Raw genomic sequence first — 23,519 nt, 5'->3', positions numbered from 1 at the left:
ATCCTACTCGCGAGTTGCTTTTTTAGCATCAATAATAGAGCGAGCTAATTGGTCTGCAACAGTTGCTGTTTGTACATTCTGCGAATCAGCTTGTTTAAAGATATTTAATAACGTTGTGTAAATTTGTTCAACCTTCTCCGTTGATTTCTTAGCACAATAATCATTCTCAAAAGAAACGTTGATGATGCCGCCGGCGTTTATTACATAATCAGGGGCATATAAAATTCCCTTGTCACGTAACACATCACCGTGACGTGGTAATGCTAATTGGTTATTAGCACAACCAGCAATAATACTTGCTTTTAATTGTGTTATGGTTTGATCGTTTACAGTGGCTCCTAATGCACAAGGAGCATAAACATCGACGTCTTGGTGATAAATAGCATCGAGGTCAACAATAACCGCATTGAATTCTTCTGCAACTTTAGCGAGAGCTTGCTGATTTAAATCGGTCACAATAAGTGTAGCGCCAGCTTGGTGAAGGTGCTTGCATAGGTGGTAACCAACATGGCCAAGCCCCTGAATCGCTACGCGAATGCCTTGCAAACTGTCTTTTCCTAATTGGTGTTTTACCGCTGCTTTGATGCCTAAGAATGTTCCAAGAGCAGTGAAAGGAGATGGATCGCCACTTTTACCTTCTAGACCCGCCATATAAGGCGTTTCTTCATGTGCATACATTATATCTTGCGTATTAATACCCACATCTTCAGCACTATAATAACGACCACCTAGCGAATGAATTGCACGACCGAACGAGCGAAATAACGCTGGTGTCTTGTCACGGCGGGCGTCACCAATGATAACAGATTTACCACCACCCATGGCTAGCCCTGCAACAGCATTCTTGTATGTCATGCCACGAGAAAGGCGTAATACATCGGTTATCGCTTCATCATCCGAGGCATAATTCCACATACGGCAACCGCCTACAGCAGGGCCCAGTGTTGTGTCATGAATCGCAACAATTGACTTGAGGCCAGTTTGTTCATCGGTAAAAAATGTAACTTGTTCGTGGTTATCGAAATCGGCTAGTTCAAAAAACGCCATTTAACACTCCTTCGGTGCAGCTTTTATTATTATTTTTGGCTGAAACCAGTTTATAGACCAAACCCAATTCCGCGTATTTTTTTTCGCATTTTCACGAGTTAAATAAGTGTAATTGGTATATTTTTTCTGAACGATACCACTAGAAAAAAAATCAAGCTACAAAAAAACGGCAAAAAACTTTTGTGCCGTTGTAAAGATATATTGATAGCAGGAGAGAATGTTGCTTTAAAAGCGGACTTGGTTGATGTGGCAGCTTGCATGACGACGAGGAATGCCTGCTTTCATAAAAACTTGACCTTGAGGTTCAAAACCAAAACGAGTGTAAAATTCAAGGGTTTCTAATTTGGCAGAAAGAGTAATGGTTTCTAAATCATTACCTCTTGCTAGTTTAACGAGATTCTTTAACACTAAGGCACCAACGCCTTGCCCTCGGTAACCGGGGAGAACACAGATACGGCTAATGACACCCGTTGTCGTAATCCGGCCACAAGCAACAGGTTGCTCACCATCGGTGATCAAAATATGTTGTGATTGAGGATCTTTAACATCAAATTCTGTGCTACGCGGTGTGCGCATTTCCATGACATTAACTTTATCACGCAAAAATTCGAGTTGATGTTGGTGTTGCTGCCATGTGGCAGCAACTGCATGTAATGTACTGTTCAATGTTACTCCTGAAAATACCAGTACCCTGCATTTATTAAATCGACTAGCAACTGGCAAAACGATTGTTCGTGTAGCCATGGTGCGAGCTGTTCATATGATAATTCAGTATTATCAGCTAATAACGTTAATGCAGAGTGAAGCTCTCTTTGAAGAGTAAATTTTTCTCCATTAATGTAAATACTACCTATGGCTACATCAGAATCAAAATATAGACACCTTAAGCCGCCTAATCTAATGAGAACATCTTGTTGGTTCAGTATTTCGTTAAACTCTTCAAGGCTAATTGTTTCTTGTTCTGGGTCGATTGCTAAGTCATGCTTTGCCTGCGATAAATGTTGACCAAAGAAGTCAGTTAATTGGTCTTTATCTTCGAGCATTTCATGTAAGGCTGAAGTTAACTTATTTACATCACAATCGGCGATTAAGCCCGGCGTTGTTGTGATTTGACGCTCTGGATCAACGACCATCTCTTTACCTTGTTGATTATCAATCAGGTAATCAGCGAAATGACTAAATAGGTTGGCTTTTGCCGTGGTACGAAAGCCCACTGAATAACTCATTGAGGGCTCAACGGCAACCCCTTGGTGTGGGAACCCCGGTGGGATATATAAGATATCTCCTGGCAATAATTCAGCATCTATAATTGGGCTGAATCGTTCAACATGGAGCAGGGCAGAATGCGCAACAACTTCTTTTAATTCAGTATTACTACCGACTTGCCAATGACGCTTACCACTACCTTGGATGATAAAGACGTCGTAGTTGTCAACGTGAGGGCCTACACCACCACCGGGCGTGGCAAAACTTACCATCACATCGTCGATGCGCCAGTTGGGTAAAAAGCGAAATGGACGGATAAGTTCAGCGACTTGCTCGTCCCAATGATCTACGCCTTGGATTAATAATGACCAATCTTTATCGCCGAGGTGGCTATAATCTTCAAAAGGTCCATGTTCTGCTTGCCATTCGCCGTCCTCTTGCCAAACCAGACGGGACTCTATTTGCTCTTCCATGGCTAAACCCGCAAATTCATCTGGTGAAATAGGGTCGTCAAAATCACTAAGACCTTGCCTAATTAATAGCGGCTTCTTTTGCCAGTATTCATCCAAAAAATGTTGCGGGGTTAGGTCGTTTAAATTAATGCTATACATAAGCTCACTTAATAAAAAAGGCAATGATAATCTAATATTATCATTGCCTTGGAGACAAGAAATTGCGCTAGTTCAAACTAGTACAATAATTGTTGAATCGAATTATGCGATATCATCAACAAATGCAACAGCACGGCCAATGTAGTTAGCTGGTGTCATTGCTTTTAATTGCACTTTAGCGTGATCTGGTAACTCTAGACCATCGATAAATACTGCAAGGTCTTCACTGTTGATACGCTTGCCACGCGTTAACTCTTTTAGTTTCTCGTATGGCTTTTCGATAGCGTAACGACGCATTACTGTTTGTACAGGCTCAGCTAGTACTTCCCAGTTTGCATCTAAATCTGCTAATAACGCTTCTTCATTAAGTTGAAGTTTGCTTAGACCTTTAAGCGTTGACTGGTAACCGATTACTGAATGCGCTAGACCTACACCTAGATTACGTAATACTGTTGAGTCGGTTAAATCACGCTGCCAGCGAGAAACTGGAAGCTTTTGAGCTAGGTGAGACATGATTGCGTTACCTAAGCCTAAGTTACCTTCAGAGTTTTCGAAATCAATCGGGTTAACTTTGTGTGGCATAGTTGATGAGCCAATCTCACCAGCGATAGTCTTTTGTTTAAAGTGACCTAAACAAATGTAACCCCAGATATCACGATCAAAATCAAGTAAGATGGTGTTAAAACGTGCAACAGCATCAAATAGTTCTGCAATGTAATCATGCGGTTCGATCTGTGTTGTAAACGCGTTCCAAGTTAGACCTAATGACGTTACGAATTCTTGTGAGAACGTGTGCCAATCAACTTCTGGGTACGCACTTAAGTGAGCGTTGTAGTTACCCACGGCGCCATTAATTTTACCTAAAAGTTCAATAGCTTGAACTTGCTTTAGTTGACGTTCAAGACGCATGTAAACATTGGCAAACTCTTTACCCATCGTTGATGGAGAAGCTGGTTGACCGTGAGTACGTGATAATAATGGTGCCGCTTTATATTCAATAGCCTGAGCTTTGATTTCGTCAAGAAGCTGTTGACCGTATGGTAAGATTACATCGTTGATACCCGCTCGTAACATCAATGCATGAGATAAGTTATTAATGTCTTCTGAAGTACATGCAAAGTGGATGAACTCATTAACCGCATGTAATTCAGCGTTATTAGCAACTTGCTCTTTTAAGAAGTACTCAACCGCTTTTACATCGTGATTAGTGGTACGTTCGATTTCTTTACAGCGCGCTGCGTGCTCTTCGTTGAAGTCTGTCACGATAGCATCAAGGAATGCATTCGCTTCGTCACTAAACGCAGGAACTTCAGTAATTGCAGGAGTTGCTGCTAATTTTTGTAACCAACGTACTTCAACTTCAACGCGGTATTTGGTTAAACCAAACTCACTAAAAATAGCGCGAAGTTCTTTAGTCTTACTACCGTAACGACCATCGATTGGAGAAACTGCGGTTAATGCAGAAAGTTCCATGGGGGTATCCTCAATAACTGTATTTAAAATTGATTTAATTGTAGCTTGGCATTTTTAACCATATCTTTACGGTTAAAAAACAGGTGACGACGCTTGCCGCCTACTTGACGCCATAACACCGCGGCTCTAACACCTGCGAGTAACAATGTACGTATTTTTTGTTGAACGGCTTGCTGTTGCAACTGATTTGGCGAGCCACTGACTTGAATTTTGGCCCCAAGGGGGCTGATGATGTCGCTATAAATACTAGCAAAGTTGGCAATTACCGCGTCATCATTGATAGTGAAGTGATGTAATTGACGTTTTACTTGATCTAAACGTTGTCCCATCATCGACATAGAGTTACCTGATTTAGTGAGCTTACGCTCTAATGAAATCATACCCGCAATATATTTAGTGATTTCAACACTTCGGCCTTCACCACTATCTGATAATTGTACGATCAAGGTTTTAAAGCCTAAGGCTAACTCATGCTTGGGTGTATAAATATCCATCGCTGAATCTGGGTCGGTACAAACAAGGCTATTTACACAAACTTCCCACTTCGCACTATCGATTAAACCGGTACGTGCTATATCGTGTGCCAATTGAGCACACTGTGCGATGGCAGCAAACGCCATCACTTGATGATTAAGGTTATCAGTTGCCATAATAATTAATCTCGAATGACTTGGTCGATGATTGCGCCGCCAAGGCAGACTTCACCTTGATAGAACACTGCAGATTGCCCCGGCGTTACAGAGCTCTGTGGTTCGTCGAAAATAACTCGAACTTGGTCAGGGCCAGCAGGGTAAAGAGTACAAGGGATATCAGTTTGTCGGTAACGAGTCTTGACCGTTAACTTGGTGATTTGTTGAGGCCCTTGACGATCCGTCCAGTGTAATTGACTGGCTAATAAGCCATTTGAAAATAGGCGAGGGTGGTCGCTGCCTTGCCCAACGATTAATACATTACGTTCGAGATCTTTATCTACTACATACCAAGGGGCTTCACCATGATTAGCTAGTCCACCAATTTGTAGGCCCTTACGTTGACCAAGGGTGTGATACATCAAACCGTCATGTTTACCAATAACTTCACCTTCACAGCTCTCAATATTACCAGGCTGTGCAGGGAGGTATTTAGCAAGGAAGTCTTTAAACTTACGTTCACCGATAAAACAAATACCGGTTGAGTCTTTCTTATTATGGGTAACTAAGCCTTGTTCTAACGCAATTTCACGGACTTCTGGTTTATCTAGCTCACCGACAGGAAATAACGTTTGAGCGACGTGCTCACTTCCTAATGTGTATAAGAAGTAGCTTTGGTCTTTGTTATTATCTAAACCGCGTAATAGCTGCCATTGGCCATCGACTTCACGGCGACGAACATAATGGCCTGTTGCAATATAGTCAGCACCTAAAGCTTCTGCAGCAAATTCTAAAAATGCTTTGAACTTAATTTCTTTGTTACAGATGATATCAGGGTTAGGAGTTCGACCAGCTTTGTATTCTTCTAGGAAGTATTCAAAAACGTTGTCCCAATACTCTGCAGCAAAGTTAATACTGTGTAATTCGATACCTAATTTTTCACATACCGCTTGCGCGTCGGCTAAGTCTTCTGAAGCTGAGCAATACTCGTCGGTGTCATCTTCTTCCCAATTCTTCATAAACAAGCCTTCGACTTGATAGCCTTGTTGCTTTAGAAGATATGCTGAAACGGATGAGTCAACACCGCCGGAAATTCCAACGATTACTTTTTTGCTTGCCTTGTCTGACATGGTGTACCTTAATGCTAAACGTGATGTTCATCATGTTAATTGCTGTTACTGTTTAAAAGCTGTGACCAAGTTAACAGATGAATGGTATTTTTCGGGCGCAAAGTTTACCACAGTGTCGCAGTGAGTGGTAGTGATGTTTACTGGCTACAGGGCTGTTAAATTTAGACTATTGTGTGACGTAGTATGATGAGAGCAGCGCTGCGGCTTGAACGGTTCCGTGGTTGAGGTAATCAGTGATTGATTGAATAACCAATGGACTGCGTAATGACGCTGTTTTTTGTTTAATTTGATCGAGCGTCAGCCAGTGTGCGGCGATAATATTTGGATCGTGGGGACGTAACTGTGGTGCAGCAGTTAAGGGTAAAGCGAAAGTAAAACGCACATATTGCTTATCGCCAACGAAATATTGGTAGATAGCAATCAATTCGGTTAACTCGGCTGATATTCCTGTTTCTTCGCGTAATTCCCGTTGCGCAGCTTCCGTGATGGTTTCATTAGCTTCAAGATGGCCTGCTGGTTGATTAAAAGTGATGACTGGCTCATTTCCAACGGCCCTTTCTTCAACCAATAGATATGTATCTTGATAGTTCACAACTGTCGCTACGGTTACAAAAGGTTGATAGCGATTTGTCATGGTTAAACCCTCTCTTTAATTTTTCGCCACTCACCATTGGCTAGACCATCAAGTGTCCAGTTACCTATACGATAACGAATCAATCGTAATGTAGGGTGGCCTATATGTGCTGTCATACGGCGAACCTGACGGTTTCGGCCTTCTGTGATAGTTATTTCAAGCCAACTAGTTGGAATGGCTTTTCGCTCCCTGATCGGGGGGACGCGCGGCCATATTTGGTTTGGCTCATCAATCAATTTTACTTGTGCAGGTAAAGTAACCCCATCTTTTAACACTACGCCTTGGCATAAATCCTGGATAGCCTTGTCTGTAGGAATTCCTTCTACTTGCGCCCAATACGTCTTAGCGGTCTTTTGTTTGGGTTGGGTTAGCCTAGCTTGGAGTTTTCCGTCATTGGTTAATAAAAGTAACCCTTCACTATCACGATCAAGGCGACCTGCAGCATAAACTTCTTTTTCACTAATGAAATCAGCTAGAGTCTGGCGACCTTGATTATCGCTAAATTGACATAGTACATCGAACGGCTTGTTAAATAGTACTATTTTTTGTTCAGTGACGGCTGATGAAGGCTTGTGCTGTATCTTTTGTTTTTTTTTGGCGCTTTGCTGCTTTTTTGTGCTGTGACGTGCTGATAAAGAAAGTGTTTTTGTTCGACGTAATGAGGACATAAAGCGTAAGGTCAGTGGTTAGAGAATTAATGTACGATTATAACAACGATTAGAATGGTGGGGAAATAAGTTTTGGAATAAAAAACCGCAAGATGAATTGCGGTTTTACAACATTGTTCTCTTAAATACTGAGATGGGCGTTAAATAACGGGGCTGATTTTCTCTGCGTGAGCACCTTTAGGGCCGCTCTGTAGTTCATACTGCACTTCTTGGCCAGCTTTTAGGGTACGATAACCTTCCATCTCTATCACTGAGTAATGAGCAAAAATATCTTCACCACCACTATCAGGGCAAATAAAACCAAAACCTTTTGCGTTATTGAACCATTTTACTGTGCCTGTTGCCATATTCTGTATTCCCTTAACTAAATTATTATGAAGTTCCGTCTCAATCAAATATATATTAATATAATAACAAAGACAGATTGTCTCTTTACCAAGAATTAATAGTAAAATATTTAAACAATTTAAATAAACAGTCAAGAACAATTATTGCTAATTTATATAAAAATTGTTCTTTCTGTCACACGACGAATAAATAGGGTCTAAAATTAAGATATGAGTGATTCGATAGATTTTGATTTTGTACTTGAGAAAAGCACTCAAAAACAAGCACTAAAGCCGCCTTCCTTGTATAAGGTTGTGCTAAATAATGATGACTATACACCGATGGATTTTGTTGTTGAGGTGCTGAAAGTTTTTTTCGCCAAGGACGAGGAAGCAGCATTTCAGATAATGATGACAATTCATCAGCAAGGCAAAGCGAATTGTGGTACTTATAGTCTTGATGTTGCTGAGACTAAAGTTCAGCAAGTGAATGAATGTGCAAGGGATAATGAGCATCCACTTTTGTGTACAATGGAAGAAGTTTAACCGTTTAGCGGTGGTGAAGTTACATTAAGGGGAAACTTATGTTGAATAAATCACTAGAATTAACGCTCAATAACGCATTTTGTGAGGCGAGAGCGAAACGCCATGAGTTTATGACCGTTGAGCACCTCCTATTAGCCTTAACAGATAATGAATCGGCTAAAGAGGCGCTATTGGCCTGTGGAGCTAAACTTGATACTTTGAAGCAAGAAATCGTTGCTTTTATTGAAGAAACGACGCCATTAATTGCCGTTGATGATGAAGAGCGCGAGACACAACCAACACTTGGGTTTCAACGGGTGTTACAACGTGCTGTTTTTCATGTTCAATCATCTGGCAGTAATGAGGTAACAGGGGCGAATGTTTTAGTCGCCATTTTTAGTGAACAAGAGTCACAAGCAGCTTATTTACTAAAAAAATCTGATATTACACGTTTAGATATTGTTAACTTTATTTCTCATGGTGTTACTAAAGATGAGCACCATGAAGCAACTCCTGGGATTGAGCAAACAGATAATGGTGAAGAAGCCTCTCAAGCAACACCATTAACTAAGTACGCTACTAACTTGAACGAAGCGGCTGTCGCTGGGCATATTGATCCGCTCATTGGTCGTGAGAATGAGGTTGAGCGAACGATTCAAGTTTTATCGCGTCGTCGTAAAAATAATCCATTACTGGTGGGAGAGGCTGGTGTTGGTAAAACAGCCATCGCAGAAGGCCTAGCATATCGTATCGTTAAGGGAGATGTTCCTGAAATCATTCAAGATCATGTCATATACTCTTTGGACATGGGGGCAATTCTTGCGGGAACTAAATACCGTGGAGATTTTGAAAAGCGTTTCAAGTCGGTGTTAAAAGAGTTTGAAAAAGAGCCGGACGCTATTTTATTTATTGATGAAATTCATACGATTATCGGTGCTGGTGCAGCATCAGGTGGTATGATGGATGCGTCGAATCTGTTAAAACCGCTATTATCGAGCGGCCAATTACGCTGTATTGGTTCGACAACATATCAAGAATTTTCTGGCGTGTTTGAAAAAGATCGAGCATTAGCGCGTCGTTTCCAAAAGATTGATGTAATAGAGCCAACCATTGAAGATACTACTGAAATCTTAATGGGTTTAAAGCAATGTTATGAAGAGCACCATAATGTTAAATACACACGCCAGGCAATGCAAGCTGCTGCGAAGTTGTCTTCAAAATACATCTTAGAGCGTTTCTTACCGGACAAAGCGATTGATGTTATTGATGAAGCGGGTGCTCGTTTAGCCATGACACGTCAGCCGACAGAGGAAACTGAAATTGAACAGGTGATTGATGTTGAGCAGATTGAAGCAATAATTGCGAAGATTGCACGTATCCCGGAGCAATCAGTATCATCATCAGATCTTGACCTCTTAAAAAGCTTAGATCGCAACCTTAAACTGGTTGTTTTTGGACAAGATCCCGCCATTGATAAGCTCACCTCTGCTATTCGTTTATCTCGCTCCGGTTTGGGTAATGAAGATAAGCCTATTGGTTCATTCTTGTTTGCAGGCCCAACGGGTGTTGGTAAAACAGAAGTGTGTAAACAATTAGCTAAATGCCTAGGTGTTGAACTTATTCGTTTTGATATGTCTGAGTATTTAGAAAGCCATACCGTCAGTCGCCTTATTGGTGCGCCTCCTGGTTATGTAGGTTATGATCAAGGTGGTTTATTGACCGATGCTGTTCGTAAACATCCCCACAGTGTTGTTTTACTTGATGAGATAGAGAAAGCACACGGCGATGTTTATAACTTGTTACTTCAAGTTATGGACCATGGTAGCCTGACAGATAATAATGGCCGTAAAGCGGACTTTAGAAACGTGATTGTGGTGATGACAACCAATGCGGGTGTGACAGAGACTGAGCGTAAATCTATTGGTTTTAAATTGCAGGATAACTCAACGGATGCCATGCAGGAAATCAATCGTCTGTTTTCACCTGAGTTTAGAAACCGGTTAGACTCGATTGTTTGGTTTAATAATCTTGATGTTAGTATTATTGAACAAGTGGTTGATAAGTTTATCGTTGAAGTGCAAGCACAACTTGATAGTAAAGGTGTCACACTAGATGTGTCTAAAGATGCCCGAGCTTGGTTAGTGGAGCGTGGCTACGATAAAGCGATGGGGGCACGGCCAATGACACGTGTCATTCAAGATAACTTGAAGAAGCCAATGGCAAATGAACTGTTGTTTGGTGAATTAGCACATGGTGGTATTGTCAAAGTCAACGTTAAGAATGATAAGTTAGATTTTACGTACATTGCTCAACCACAAGCTGAGCCGATTGATTAATGCCTGAGGTATTACTCACAGCAACAAAAAAGCCCATCATGTGATGGGCTTTTTTGTTTAAATACTTTTGTAAAGTGTAGCGAGATTAAAGTGCAACGAGAGGTTGTGTCTCTGCTGACTTTGAAAAACCTAACTTTAGGCCATATTTAATCCGTTGTGATTAACGTGCACGGAATACGATACGACCTTTAGAAAGATCATAAGGTGTTAACTGTACAGTTACTTTATCACCAGTAAGAATACGGATGTAGTTTTTACGCATTTTTCCAGAAATATGCGCGGTTACAACATGACCATTTTCTAATTCTACACGGAACATCGTATTAGGTAATGTGTCTAATACGGTGCCTTGCATTTCAATGTTGTCTTCTTTAGCCATTAAGACTTATTCCTGTCGATTTTAATTAAAAATTGTATAAATATTAAACAATTTAATTGCTGATAATTTATGGGCGCAAATAATGACGTAAATAGCGAGCTGTGTAAAGCTTTGCCCGCTATTTTTTGACTTTTATCCATTGATTATTGATAAAGCGCTCGTTTGGTACATAGTTTTGTTTGTAGTTCATTGCAGTGCATTCATCTATTTGAAAACCAAGGTAGACAAATTCACGTTCCAGTTGCTTCGCAATTTCTATCTGCTGCAATATATTGAGTTTTCCTAGAGAGCGTTTATCAAATTCTGGTGCAAAGAAAGTATAGACCGCAGACAATGAGTTTGATAGTAAGTCACACACAGCAACACTGACAAGTTGACCATCTAAGTAGCCCTCGATAAAGATAATGTCGAGCCAATGGCATTGACTGAAGCTTTGCATAGTTTCGATAGTCGGAGGGTACATACTACCTGTTCGATGCCGTTGGCTAATATAACGACTGTATAAGTCGAAGTATTGTGACTTCTCTTGGTGCGACACCTTAAATTCAATATCTTTGTTTTTATTGATAATGCGGCGTTGACTGGTGGTTGGCTTAAAGTCATTAACTTTAATACGTAGACTCTGACAGGCTTGGCATTGGGGACAGTTTGGGCGATAAACTTGATCACCACTGCGACGAAACCCTTTATTCATTAATTCTTCATAAAGTGGAGCACTAGCTTGTTCTAAAGGGTAAACCACAAGCAATCTCTCTGATTGCTGTTCTAAATAGCTACACTCAAATTCTGGCGTAAGGCCAAGCGAAACATGGCTTAAATCAATCATGGCAGAGCTCTCGTGAAGACCAATCGATTGAAATGTTTGATGTCGAAGAGCTCTTAAGGTGGTTTAAAAAGTCAACACGTGGAATGGATTGTGCGCCTAGTGATAAAAGATGATCATTTTCAACTTGGCTATCAATCATTTTAACGCCATGTGCTGATAAAAATTGACATAGCGTGTAAAGCGCTTGCTTTGATGCATTCGCCTCTAACGAAAACATCGATTCACCACAGAAAACGTTATTGATAAACAATCCATACAAACCGCCGACCAATGTCTCGTTATGCCATACCTCGATACTATGGGCTACCCCTTCTTGGTGGAGTTGGTTATAGGCTTGCATCATATTAGTATTTATCCAGGTCCCATCTTGTTTCTCACGCGGGAGGGTACAATGAGCAATAACTTGTTTAAACTGTTGGTTTAACGTGATTTTAAATGGAGATTTCTTTAAAAATTTCTTAAAGCTTTTACTGGTATAAAACTGATCGGTAAAGAAAACACATCGTGGGTCGGGTGACCACCACAAAATTGGATCATCGTCGTTATACCACGGAAAAATACCTTGTTTATAGGCACTGATTAGCCGTTCAGTAGTTAAGTCACCACCAATAGCTAATAAGCCATTGGGCTCACTTAGGGCTAAATTAGCAGGTGGAAATATTGTATTATTGTCATCTAACATGATAAGTTGCGACATGGTATTGATAAAAGTAAATATTTATTAGTAGTTACTGTTATCATATACTAGAACGTGAAAATATCACATGGAGAATAGAATGAAGTGGTTAGTTTGTTTATTCAGCCTGTGCTGTATGTTGGGGGCTTCTGTCTACTCTCCAAGTACCCATGCAACTGAGCAAACCATCAGCATTACTAAAGTTGAATCTGCTGTTGTGCTGAGTATTCGTAAGTTGAGTGAACAAGATTTGCAACGGGATCAGGGGCGAGGTTGGGCGCTGTTTGGTAAAGCACTATTGGGCGGTGTCTTAGGCTACCAATATGGTGAAGGATCAGCCGTTGATGTGAAGAGTGTGTTGGACACTATTTTACGTCATAACCAACGTGTTCAAATGGGCAATGAATTAGAGAGCGCCGATAAAATTCGTTTGATCGAGTTGCAAGTTACATTAAATAGCGGTGCGCGTCAGGCAATTATTTTGTCGATGAGTAAGGATCAAGTTTTTCGAGCGAATGATAAAATTAGGTTGGTTCATTTTGAAACCGGTGTTTTTATTGACCTAGTACTATAGTGGCTAGCAATATCAGATAGAATAATGTTTCGACTGGTTATTAGATAAACCAAAAAAAGCCGTCAAATATCACTTTTGACGGCTTTTTTGTGTTTAGATGCTCAGTATGACTATTGTGCGTCTAAGAAGCGCTCAGCGTCTAATGCAGCCATACAGCCACTGCCCGCTGAAGTGATTGCTTGACGGTAATGTTGGTCAAATACATCACCTGCTGCAAATACACCCTCAACCGAAGTTTGTGTTGCATTACCAGCAAGACCAGATTGAACTTTAAGGTAACCATTATCCATTTCTAGTTGACCTTCAAATATACCAGTATTTGGCTGGTGGCCGATAGCGATGAAGACACCATCAACAGCTAGCTCGCTGTCAGTGTTACCATTAGTCCCTTCAAGCTTTAACCCAGTAACGCCCATTTGGTCACCAACGACTTCGCTTAACGTTGAGTTTAAGTGCAACTCAATATTTCCGTTCTTAGCTTTTTCCATTAAACGGTCGCTTAATATTTTCTCACTACGGAATGTTTCACGGCGATGAATAACGTGTACTTTTGACGCAATGTTCGCTAGGTATAATGCTTCTTCAACAGCTGTATTACCACCACCAACAACAGCAACTTCTTTACCACGATAGAAGAAACCATCACAAGTTGCACATGCTGATACGCCACGGCCCATAAACTCTTCTTCAGAAGGTAGGCCGATATATTTAGCCGAAGCCCCAGTGGCTAAAATCACTGCATCAGCTGTGAATACTTGATTGTCACCTGTGAGCGTGAAAGGGCGTTTTGAAAAATCGACTTTATTGATATGGTCAAAAACGATTTCTGTATCAAACTTTTCAGCATGCTCTTTCATACGGTCCATTAATGCTGGGCCAGTAAGATCGTTGGCATCACCCGGCCAGTTTTCAACTTCAGTCGTGGTGGTTAATTGACCACCTTGTTGAATGCCAGTGACTAAGACTGGTTTTAAGTTAGCTCGTGCCGCATAAACAGCAGCAGTGTAGCCGGCAGGGCCTGAGCCTAAGATAAGTAATTGGCAATGTTTTACGTCGCTCATGAAGAAACTCCTGAAAATAATCGATTCATTACTGCAATGCGCAGTATTTGCTAAGCAATATAGAGATTGATGGGGTCAAGTACAAGTATTACAAGTGTCTTATCACAAATATCTGACCAGTTTAGTTGGTTTTAAACAAAAAAGGGAAAGCATTTGCTTTCCCTTGGGTATCTTTGTTTGTGCTTTTAATTATGCGATAGCAACTTCTGGTGCTACGTAATCAAAACCTAGTGCATTTGCAACACTTTCACAGGTCACTTTACCATCGATAACATTTAAACCGTTTAAGAAATCTTTATTTGATAAAAGTGCTTCTTTGTAGCCTTTGTTCGCTAGTTCGATGATGTACGGTAAGGTTGCATTGTTTAATGCAAACGTTGATGTACGAGGTACAGCGCCTGGCATGTTAGCAACACAGTAGTGAACTACGTCATCAACGATGTAAGTAGGATCTTGATGAGTTGTTGCTTTAGAGGTTTCAATACAACCACCTTGGTCGATTGCAACGTCAACAATAGCCGCACCAGGCTTCATTGCAGCGATGTGCTCTTTGGTCACTAGTTTAGGTGCAGCAGCACCAGGAATTAGTACGCCACCGATAACTAAGTCAGCCGCTAATACTTCTTTCTCTAGCGTGTCAGCTGTTGAGTAAAGTACTTTAGCAGTGTTACCAAATTGAACGTTTAAACGACGTAACGTATCGATGTTACGGTCAAGGATAGTAACCTCAGCACCTAGACCTACAGCCATTTGTGCAGCGTTGTTACCAACCATGCCACCGCCGATAACCACAACTTTAGCTGGCTCAACACCTGGTACGCCACCTAATAACATGCCGCGACCAGCATTTGATTTTTCAAGGGCTTGTGCGCCAGCTTGAATAGACATACGGCCAGCAACTTCTGACATTGGTGCTAATAGAGGTAAACCACCGTTACGATCAGTGACTGTTTCATAAGCAATACATACTGCTTTTGAGTCAATTAAATCTTGAGTCTGTGGCAAGTCAGGGGCAAGGTGTAAGTAAGTGAATAAGATTTGGCCTTCACGTAACATAGCACGCTCAACGGCTTGTGGCTCTTTTACTTTAACAATCATGTCAGCTTTAGCGAAAATATCTGCAGCTTCGTTTTCGATTGTTGCGCCAACTTCAATGTAATCAGCATCAGAGAAACCGATACCACTACCAGCATTTGTTTCAACAACAACACTATGACCATTTTGGATAAGCTCACGCACACTAGCAGGAACCATACCTACGCGGTATTCGTGATTTTTAATTTCTTTTGGTACACCGATAAGCATAATACGACCTTTGTTTAATTAGTTTTAATTGGCGGTAATTATAGGTCAATTATTTTGATATTTTCGTCTTTAATTTTGATGCTCTTGGTGATTTTGTAGTGAATTAATCTATAAAAAATATTATTATTAGTGAAAAATTCTGTTTGTGTTGGTTGTGGTAGGTTATGGAACTTGATCGTATTGATAAAAACATTCTTCGTGAGTTACAAAAAAACTGTAAGATCTCAAATGTTGAGCTGGCAAAGAGGGTCGGTTTAAGCCCTACACCGTGTTTAGAGCGAGTAAAACGGCTAGAAAAGAACAATGTTATTTTACAATATACTGCATTACTCGATCCCAGCGCACTGAATGCAGCCTTATTAGTGTATGTTGAAATTAAATTGCATCGAACAAGTGCGGATGTATTTGACCGTTTTAACTTAGCGGCTGAGCAACTCGATGCTATTTTAGAATGTCATTTAGTGTCTGGTGATTTCGACTATTTATTGAAAACACGCGTTTCAGACATGTCGACCTACCGTCAAGTGCTCAACGAGACTTTACTGTCCTTACCTGATATTAAAGACTCACGAACATATGTGGTGATGGAAGAAGTGAAATACTCTACCCAGATAAATATAGAAGCTTAGTTAAAATCTAAACACTTAGGTACTATATACATAGAATTATTGGTTTAAATTTTGTATGGTTGAGCCTCGGTGAATAAGCGATCGCCATTTATTTTTTCTGTCGTATTAATTCAAGGTAAATATAGTCAATGTATGATGCAATTGAATGCGCGTATTGCGGCTATTAAGTTACAAAACATTTTTAAAGGAAGTAATTTTTGTCTTCAGAACCAATGCCTCACCAAGAGCCAGAACATGCCAATGAAGATGCACCTTCTGTCCGAGTAGTGACAGGGATGCAACGTGTGCTAGAAGCGTCTATTGTGACGACAACTTTACTGTCACTCTATTTGTTACTTGCACTTTATAGTTTCGACCCAACAGATGCCGCTTGGACTCAAGTGGCAATCTCTGGTGCCGCAGGAAATTGGATGGGGCATACAGGTGCTTACCTAGCAGACATCTTATTTTTCAGTATTGGTCATTTAGCTTATGCAGTGCCTTTTTTGTTTGCTGGTTTAGGTTATGTGCTGTTTAAAGCTCACCATAAATTACGAAGTATCGACTTTTTTACCTTAGGACTTCGTTTTATTGGCTTCTTTTTGTGTTCTTTTGGTGTCTTAGCCTGTGCGAGTATTAATTTTGATGACTTGCATCAGACTTTTTCTTCTGGTGGCGTTGTTGGAGATATGATTTCCAGTGCCATGTTGCCGAACTTTAACTTTCTAGGCACAACACTATTGCTGATTTGTTTTATTGCAACGGGGTTGACACTCATGACGGGTATCGGTTGGATGCAACTCACGGAGTATATCGGCAGTGTTGTAATCAAAGGGTCTATATGGCTGTGGCAATTCCCTGAACGCTACGCACGCTACTCTGAGGCAAAGCGCGAACAAGCCGCTGGTGATGCATTAACACAAGAGCGCTACGCTGAGCAAGACGACGAGCCTGAGAGAGCCCCATTAACAGCTGACACTCAAAAAACTGATGTGGTTGAATCAGAAAAGATGCCATCGTTAAACGATGTGATGTCCTCTTCGAGTTCAATGGAAACCCCGACGGTTTCTGTTGAAAGCTCAGAACTTGATGATCATACCACAATGCCATCATTTTCTGCCGTTAAAGAAGATGAAATAGAGATTGATGACTTGTCTGAGTATCAGCGCCCTATCACTAATCAACAACCAAATATTGATGAGCGCATTATTGAAGATGAGTTACCGCCGGTAGAGTCAAGTACCCACGAATTGGCTCAAGCAATTGCGGCTGTGCAACAAAAAACGGTAGCAGTGCCGAATACTGAACCGATGAAAACAACTAAGCCTCAGGGGGCATTAACTGCCATGCCATCATTAGAGTTACTTGATGCACCTAAACGTTTAGTTAACCCGATTGAACAAGAAGTTTTGGATCGGGTATCTCGTTTAGTTGAAGCGAAACTATTAGATTTTAATATTCAAGCGACGGTCGTTGATGTTTTTCCAGGGCCTGTGATCACGCGTTTTGAGTTGGATTTAGCGCCTGGTGTTAAAGTCAGTAAGATAACTGGTTTGTCGAAGGATTTAGCACGTTCGCTGTCAGCATTGAGTGTACGTGTCGTTGAAGTCATTCCGGGAAAAAGTGTAATTGGTTTAGAGATCCCAAATGAAAACCGTGAGATCGTTTACCTGCGTGAAAACTTGGCGTGTGATAAATTTTCACAGTCTAAATCTGCCTTGACCATGGTATTAGGGAAAGATATAGCGGGTGATCCTGTTGTCGTTGATTTAGGTAAAATGCCACATTTATTAGTTGCTGGTACCACGGGTTCAGGTAAATCAGTGGGGGTTAATGCGATGATTTTATCACTGCTATATAAATCAACCCCCGAGCAGGTAAGGATGATTATGATCGATCCTAAGATGCTTGAATTATCCGTTTATGAAGGTATCCCACATTTATTATCGGAAGTAGTGACCGATATGAAAGAAGCGGCTAATGCGCTACGTTGGTGTGTGGGGGAGATGGAGCGACGCTATAAGTTGATGTCAGCAGTTGGGGTACGTAACTTAGCGGGTTATAACGCTAAAGTGTCGGCTGCGATAGCTGCCGGTGAGCCGTTAACCGATCCGTTATGGCAACCAGGGGATAGTATGGATCAAACGCCACCAGAGCTAGAAACACTCCCGAGTATCGTGGTTGTGGTTGATGAGTTCGCTGACATGATAATGATTGTTGGTAAAAAGGTCGAAGAGTTGATCGCACGGATTGCGCAAAAAGCCCGTGCCGCTGGTATTCACTTAATCTTAGCAACACAGCGTCCATCAGTTGATGTTATAACGGGTTTAATAAAAGCCAATATTCCGACTCGTATCGCATTCCAAGTCTCATCACGTGTTGATTCCCGTACTATTTTAGACCAACAAGGTGCGGAACAACTCCTTGGACAGGGTGATATGTTGTATTTGCCCCCTGGTACGGGTGTGCCAACACGTGTTCATGGAGCGTTTGTTGATGACCATGAAGTTCATAAGGTTGTCGATGACTGGAAACAACGCGGTGAACCGAACTATATCAGTGAAATATTGTCTGGAGAGAGTAACGAGTCAATTTTATTACCAGGAGAAGCCGCCGAAGGCGATAGTGAAAATGACGAGTTTTACGATGATGCAGTAGCCTTCGTCACCGAAACAAGACGTGGCTCTATTTCAAGTGTACAACGTAAGTTTAAAATCGGTTATAACCGTGCCGCTCGTTTAATCGAGCAAATGGAAGCCTCGGGTGTGGTTAGTTCACCTGGCCATAATGGCACTCGAGAAGTATTAGCGCCGCCACCGCCAAAGCATTAAGTTTTAGTTCATGAGCGATTGCTACGCTAGTAAAGCGACACAGATTATAAAGAGTAAATATATAATGATAAAAAGTGTATTAAAAAAAATGGTTGTCCTAACGACTAGTTTGTTAGTCATGACCCCAGTGGTAGTATCAAGTGCACAAGCCACTACCACGTCATCAGTGATGGCGATTACAGACAATGAAGCTATTGTTGAGCTACGCCATAAGTTACAACAAATGAAGCAGTTTTCAGCGAATTTTCAACAGCAAGTATTTGATGCTAAGGGCCAAGAAATTCAGCAAGCTACTGGCAGCATGAAAGTACAACAGCCGAATAAGTTTCGCTGGGTGACTAATGAGCCAGATGAATCACTGATTGTTTCTGACGGTGAAGCGGTGTGGATATATAACCCATTTGTTGAACAAGTGACGGCCATGAGTCTTGATCAAACAGTACAACAATCTCCACTATGGCTTATTGCCAATCAAAGTGAAAACGCATGGCAACAATTCAGTGTCGCTCGAAGTGCAAAAGGTTATATCATTATGCCTCACGATCGTAAGAATCTAACTCGTAAGATTGAAATGCGCTTTAAGGGGGGCAACCTCAGTGGATTATTTATTGAAGACCGTCAGGGGCAATCGAGTAACTTTGTTTTCAGTGATGTTGATGAATCACCAAGTTTAAATGCCGATACATTTATGTTTAGTTTACCAGCCGGTGTCGACTTCGATGATCAGAGAGAGGCGAAATAAGCATTAGTGAGCACTTTATCGTTTGACTTTTCCCCTAATTTTGAACCATTGGCCGCACGTATGCGGCCTCAAACCTTTGAGCATTATATTGGCCAAGAGCATATATTAGCTAAAAATCAACCATTACGTATTGCTTTAGAATCTGGCCGTGCGCACTCGATGATTTTATGGGGGCCACCGGGTACAGGAAAAACGACGTTAGCCGAACTCATTGCGCATTATGTTGACGCTCATGTTGAGCGTATTTCCGCGGTGACGTCTGGTGTTAAAGAGATCCGTAATGCGATTGAACAGGCGCAGCAAATTGCTCAATCTCAATCCCGTCGTACCTTATTGTTTGTGGATGAAGTTCATCGTTTTAATAAATCTCAGCAAGATGCTTTTTTACCTTACATCGAGGATGGTACTGTTATTTTTGTTGGTGCCACTACTGAAAATCCATCATTTCAACTCAATAATGCATTATTATCACGAGCTCGTGTCTATTTATTAAAACAGCTGAGTCCAGAAAATATCATGTCACTACTAAATCAGGCGCTTAATGATGAAGAGCGAGGATTAGCTGATAGCGGGGTGGTATTAGAAGATGGCGTAGCTTCAGCGTTAGCTAACATCGTTCAAGGTGATGCCCGCATGGCACTTAATTACCTTGAACTACTTAATGATATGGCACCGGCGCATTCGGCGGCTAATGGTGAGGTTATTAAGTCGATTAATCTTGATATGCTTACCCAGGTATGTGGCGATAAAGTGAATCAATTCGATAATAAAGGTGATCTTTATTACGACCTAATTTCAGCGCTTCATAAATCTGTGCGTGGTTCCTCGCCTGATGGCGCACTCTATTGGTATTGTCGGTTGTTGGCTGTTGGGGGGGATCCTCTTTATGTTGGTCGTCGACTACTGGCTATTGCCTCAGAAGATATTGGCAATGCAGACCCTAAAGCCATGCAAGTGGCTTTGAGTGCGTGGGATTGCTATCACCGCGTTGGTCCAAGCGAAGGGGAACGGGCTATTGCCCAAGCAGTTATTTACCTTGCCTGTGCACCGAAGAGTAACGCGGTTTATAGTGCGTTTAACCAAATGAAAGCATTGGTTAAACAAGAACAAGACTACGCCGTTCCTGAGCATTTACGCAATGCGCCGACAAAACTGATGGCTGACTTAGGTTATGGCGCTCAATACCGTTATGCACACAATGAAGCCAATGCTTTTGCCGCTGGTGAATGTTATTTGCCACAAGAGCTCAAAGATCTTAGCCTTTACCAACCCACTAATCGTGGCTTAGAAGCCAAAATTAGCGAGAAATTAGACTATCTAAAGCAATTAAACCAACACAGTGATATGAAACGCTATGAATAATCTGTTATTAATTGCGATTGGGGGGGCATTTGGTGCAGTTTCTCGCTATGGACTCGCATATTTAGCAATTAACCTATTTGGTAAAGGCTTTCCTTTTGGTACACTTATCGCCAATTTCGTTGGCTCATTTTTAATGGGGTTACTTTTTGGTCTGGTTGAATCGGGTCAATTGTTACCTCAAGCACGAATTGCATTAGGTGTTGGCTTTTTAGGGGCGTTAACAACCTTTTCTACTTTTTCGTTGGATACCTTATTGTTGTTACAACAGGGTGAATGGATGAAAGCACTGCTCAATGTGCTATTAAATGTGATATTAAGTTTAGCTGCTGCGTTTCTCGGTTTGTGGCTAATCACTAAATAATTAAATATAAGTTTTTGGATAAAAAATGTTAGATTCTAAATACCTCAGAACTGAACTAGAGCAAACAGCAGAGCGTTTAAAGCAACGCGGCTATGAATTAGATACAGCGCAACTAGCGCAACTTGAAGAGCGTCGTAAAGTATTACAAGTATCGACACAAGAGTTACAGGCACAGCGTAATACACGCTCTAAGTCGATTGGCCAAGCTAAAGCGCGTGGCGAAGATATCGCGCCATTATTAGCACAAGTTGGCGAGTTAGGCGATCAGCTTGAAAATGCGAAAGCTGAACTTGCTCAGCTTTTAACTGACATCGATAACATCACCATGGGTGTACCAAATTTACCTGACGCTGAAGTACCTTTTGGTAACGACGAAGATGATAATGTGGAAGTTTTACGTTGGGGTACGCCGCGTGAATTCGATTTTGAAATCAAAGATCACGCCGATGTCGGTGAAGCCATTGGTGGCATTGATTTCTCTGCGTCAGTTAAGTTATCAGGTTCACGTTTTGTGGTACTGAAAAAAGACATCGCCCGTATGCACCGTGCACTAGCCCAATTCATGCTTGATTTACACGTTGAAGAACACGGCTATACAGAGACTTACGTCCCTTATCTAGTAAACGCAGATAGCTTACGTGGTACGGGGCAGTTACCAAAATTCGGTGAAGATTTATTCCACACCAACCCTGCAAATGAAGAAGGTACTGGCTTAAGTCTTATTCCAACAGCTGAGGTGCCACTCACTAACTTAATGCGTGATGAAATCGTTGATGAATCACAATTACCGCTTAAGTTTACTGCGCACACGCCATGTTTCCGTAGTGAAGCTGGCTCTTACGGTCGTGATATCAAAGGTTTAATTCGTCAACACCAATTTGATAAAGTTGAAATGGTACAGTTAGTTAAACCAGAGCAGTCAGATGCAGCACTAGAAGAATTAACTGGCCACGCTGAAAAAGTACTACAATTATTAGAACTTCCATACCGTAAAGTTTTACTTTGTACTGGCGATATGGGCTTTACCGCAGCGAAAACTTACGATTTAGAAGTATGGTTACCGACACAAGGCTGTTACCGTGAAATATCATCGTGTAGCAACACACGCGACTTCCAAGCTCGTCGCATGCAAGCGCGTTTCCGTAATAAAGAAACCAACAAACCTGAGCTGTTACACACATTAAACGGTTCAGGCTTAGCTGTAGGCCGTACTTTAGTGGCTATTCTTGAGAATAATCAACAAAGTGATGGTTCAATTACTGTTCCTGAAGCATTACGTCCATATATGCGTGGTATTAGCTCTATCGGCTAATCGTTGATATATGCGTGATGATGACGAGTGGCTAAAACGCCTGCTGTATCGTAGTATGTTAATGGTTTTTGGAAGTTTACTGTTTATTATTTTGTATGAAGTGATAATCATTGTTGCCGAAAACACGTAACAGTATTTAAGTTAATGAAAAGCCAGCGTTTACGCTGGCTTTTTTGTATCTGAAATTTATCACTGACCGTCGTTCTGAAAGTGTGTTATTTAGGGGCTCGTTAGTTACTGATATACAATACGAGATTCCGGCTAAAAGCATGCCGGAACGACACATTGGTGAGGCGCTCTCTTGCATCGTCGTCCTGAAAATGTGTTATTCAGGACCTCGTTAGTTGCTGTTATACAGTACGAGATTCCGGCTAAAAACCTGCCGGAACGACACATTGGTGAGGCGTTCTCTTGCATCGTCGTCCTGAAAGTGTGTTATTCAGGACCTCGTTAGTTGCTGATATACAGTACGAGATTCCGGCTAAAAACCTGCCGGAACGACACATTGGTGGGGCGCTCTCTTGCGTCGTCGTCCTGAAAGTGTGTTATTCAGGATCTCGTTAGTTGCTGATATACAATACGAGATTCCGGCTAAAAACCTGCCGGAACGACACATTGGTGGGGCGCTCTTTTGCATCGTCGTCCTGAAAGTGTGTTATTTAGGGGCTCGTTAGTTGCTGATATACAATACGAGATTCCGGCTAAAAGCATGCCGGAACGACACATTGGTGGGGCGCTCTCTTGCGTCGTCGTCCTGAAAGTGTGTTATTCAGGGGCTCGTTAGTTGCTGATATACAATACGAGATTCCGGCTAAAAACCTGCCGGAACGACACATTGGTGAGGCGCTCTCTTGCATCGTCGTCCTGAAAATGTGTTATTCAGGACCTCGTTAGTTG

At 41.5% G+C, this 23,519-nt stretch carries 23 protein-coding genes; 9 read left to right on the top strand and 14 right to left on the bottom strand.

Annotated features, from left to right (window positions below):
• Positions 1-3 precede the first annotated feature (3 nt).
• The 9 genes from Q8W26_RS12070 to cspD all read right to left on the bottom strand — a co-directional run bounded on the left by Q8W26_RS12070 (position 4) and on the right by cspD (position 7,745).
• A complete protein-coding gene (locus Q8W26_RS12070) occupies positions 4-1,047 on the bottom strand; it encodes a Glu/Leu/Phe/Val dehydrogenase (protein WP_101212379.1) in 1,044 nt (347 codons plus the stop codon).
• 225 nt (positions 1,048-1,272) lie between these two features.
• The gene (locus Q8W26_RS12065; protein WP_305473497.1) at positions 1,273-1,713 is read right to left on the bottom strand and encodes a GNAT family N-acetyltransferase; all 441 of its coding nucleotides are present in this window, start codon (positions 1,711-1,713) and stop codon (positions 1,273-1,275) included.
• Between the two features lie 2 nt (positions 1,714-1,715).
• Positions 1,716-2,864, bottom strand: coding sequence for a cupin domain-containing protein (locus tag Q8W26_RS12060; RefSeq protein ID WP_101212383.1), 1,149 nt, complete (start codon positions 2,862-2,864; stop codon positions 1,716-1,718).
• 102 nt (positions 2,865-2,966) lie between these two features.
• A complete protein-coding gene (purB, locus tag Q8W26_RS12055) occupies positions 2,967-4,337 on the bottom strand; it encodes an adenylosuccinate lyase (RefSeq protein WP_101212385.1) in 1,371 nt (456 codons plus the stop codon).
• 23 nt (positions 4,338-4,360) lie between these two features.
• A complete protein-coding gene (hflD, locus tag Q8W26_RS12050; RefSeq protein WP_101212387.1) occupies positions 4,361-4,987 on the bottom strand; it encodes a high frequency lysogenization protein HflD in 627 nt (208 codons plus the stop codon).
• Positions 4,988-4,992: 5 nt separating this feature from the next.
• Complete coding sequence (mnmA, locus tag Q8W26_RS12045) at positions 4,993-6,096, bottom strand: tRNA 2-thiouridine(34) synthase MnmA (RefSeq protein ID WP_101212389.1); 1,104 nt, start codon at positions 6,094-6,096, stop codon at positions 4,993-4,995.
• Between the two features lie 166 nt (positions 6,097-6,262).
• A complete protein-coding gene (locus tag Q8W26_RS12040) occupies positions 6,263-6,730 on the bottom strand; it encodes an NUDIX domain-containing protein (protein WP_101212391.1) in 468 nt (155 codons plus the stop codon).
• Between the two features lie 2 nt (positions 6,731-6,732).
• On the bottom strand, positions 6,733-7,398 hold the full coding sequence (gene rluE / locus Q8W26_RS12035; protein ID WP_101212394.1) for a 23S rRNA pseudouridine(2457) synthase RluE: 666 nt from the start codon (positions 7,396-7,398) through the stop codon (positions 6,733-6,735).
• A 140-nt stretch (positions 7,399-7,538) separates the two neighbouring features.
• Complete coding sequence (gene cspD, locus Q8W26_RS12030; RefSeq protein WP_101212396.1) at positions 7,539-7,745, bottom strand: cold shock domain-containing protein CspD; 207 nt, start codon at positions 7,743-7,745, stop codon at positions 7,539-7,541.
• A 210-nt stretch (positions 7,746-7,955) separates the two neighbouring features.
• On the opposite strand from cspD, the gene clpS reads away from it, so the two are divergent.
• Positions 7,956-8,270, top strand: coding sequence for an ATP-dependent Clp protease adapter ClpS (clpS, locus tag Q8W26_RS12025; RefSeq protein ID WP_101212398.1), 315 nt, complete (start codon positions 7,956-7,958; stop codon positions 8,268-8,270).
• Between the two features lie 38 nt (positions 8,271-8,308).
• Positions 8,309-10,585 carry an ATP-dependent Clp protease ATP-binding subunit ClpA gene (gene clpA, locus Q8W26_RS12020; protein ID WP_101212400.1) on the top strand — a complete coding sequence of 759 codons (2,277 nt, stop codon included), beginning with the start codon at positions 8,309-8,311 and terminating at the stop codon, positions 10,583-10,585.
• Positions 10,586-10,745: 160 nt separating this feature from the next.
• Here the strand turns inward: clpA and infA are convergent, their stop codons facing one another.
• From infA to aat, 3 genes are all read right to left on the bottom strand, one after another.
• Entirely contained in the window at positions 10,746-10,964 is a 219-nt protein-coding gene (infA, locus tag Q8W26_RS12015) for a translation initiation factor IF-1 (protein WP_016401030.1), read from the bottom strand.
• 118 nt (positions 10,965-11,082) lie between these two features.
• A complete protein-coding gene (locus Q8W26_RS12010) occupies positions 11,083-11,790 on the bottom strand; it encodes an arginyltransferase (protein ID WP_101212402.1) in 708 nt (235 codons plus the stop codon).
• Positions 11,783-12,487: a leucyl/phenylalanyl-tRNA--protein transferase gene (aat, locus tag Q8W26_RS12005; RefSeq protein ID WP_101212405.1), complete on the bottom strand. Its 705-nt coding sequence runs from the start codon at positions 12,485-12,487 to the stop codon at positions 11,783-11,785. The genes Q8W26_RS12010 and aat overlap by 8 nt, the downstream gene beginning before the upstream one ends.
• Positions 12,488-12,566: 79 nt before the next feature.
• Here aat and Q8W26_RS12000 point away from each other — a divergent pair, with 79 nt between their 5' ends.
• Positions 12,567-13,040: a hypothetical protein gene (locus tag Q8W26_RS12000; protein ID WP_101212407.1), complete on the top strand. Its 474-nt coding sequence runs from the start codon at positions 12,567-12,569 to the stop codon at positions 13,038-13,040.
• Positions 13,041-13,150: 110 nt separating this feature from the next.
• Here Q8W26_RS12000 and trxB read toward each other — a convergent pair whose 3' ends face one another.
• On the bottom strand, positions 13,151-14,101 hold the full coding sequence (gene trxB / locus Q8W26_RS11995) for a thioredoxin-disulfide reductase (RefSeq protein ID WP_101212409.1): 951 nt from the start codon (positions 14,099-14,101) through the stop codon (positions 13,151-13,153).
• A 189-nt stretch (positions 14,102-14,290) separates the two neighbouring features.
• Positions 14,291-15,406, bottom strand: a complete 1,116-nt coding sequence (gene ald / locus Q8W26_RS11990; RefSeq protein WP_101212411.1) for an alanine dehydrogenase — start codon at positions 15,404-15,406, stop codon at positions 14,291-14,293.
• A 164-nt stretch (positions 15,407-15,570) separates the two neighbouring features.
• Between ald and lrp the strand changes: the two genes are divergently transcribed.
• The 6 genes from lrp (at position 15,571) to serS (ending at position 22,622) form a co-directional block, all read left to right on the top strand.
• Positions 15,571-16,035, top strand: a complete 465-nt coding sequence (gene lrp, locus Q8W26_RS11985) for a leucine-responsive transcriptional regulator Lrp (protein WP_101212413.1) — start codon at positions 15,571-15,573, stop codon at positions 16,033-16,035.
• Between the two features lie 212 nt (positions 16,036-16,247).
• Entirely contained in the window at positions 16,248-18,845 is a 2,598-nt protein-coding gene (locus tag Q8W26_RS11980) for a DNA translocase FtsK (RefSeq protein ID WP_101212552.1), read from the top strand.
• A gap of 64 nt (positions 18,846-18,909) precedes the next feature.
• Complete coding sequence (lolA, locus tag Q8W26_RS11975) at positions 18,910-19,587, top strand: outer membrane lipoprotein chaperone LolA (protein WP_305473479.1); 678 nt, start codon at positions 18,910-18,912, stop codon at positions 19,585-19,587.
• A gap of 6 nt (positions 19,588-19,593) precedes the next feature.
• Positions 19,594-20,949: a replication-associated recombination protein A gene (locus tag Q8W26_RS11970; RefSeq protein WP_101212417.1), complete on the top strand. Its 1,356-nt coding sequence runs from the start codon at positions 19,594-19,596 to the stop codon at positions 20,947-20,949.
• Positions 20,942-21,310 (top strand): fluoride efflux transporter CrcB, encoded by a 369-nt coding sequence (gene crcB / locus Q8W26_RS11965; RefSeq protein ID WP_101212419.1) that lies wholly within the window; start codon positions 20,942-20,944, stop codon positions 21,308-21,310. The genes Q8W26_RS11970 and crcB overlap by 8 nt, the downstream gene beginning before the upstream one ends.
• A 25-nt stretch (positions 21,311-21,335) precedes the next feature.
• Positions 21,336-22,622: a serine--tRNA ligase gene (serS, locus tag Q8W26_RS11960; RefSeq protein ID WP_101212421.1), complete on the top strand. Its 1,287-nt coding sequence runs from the start codon at positions 21,336-21,338 to the stop codon at positions 22,620-22,622.
• Positions 22,623-23,519: the final 897 nt, after the last annotated feature.

It is taken from the genome of Psychrobium sp. 1_MG-2023 (assembly GCF_030689115.1).
Lineage (GTDB): Bacteria > Pseudomonadota > Gammaproteobacteria > Enterobacterales > Psychrobiaceae > Psychrobium.
This window is presented reverse-complemented; position numbering and strand designations above follow the sequence as displayed.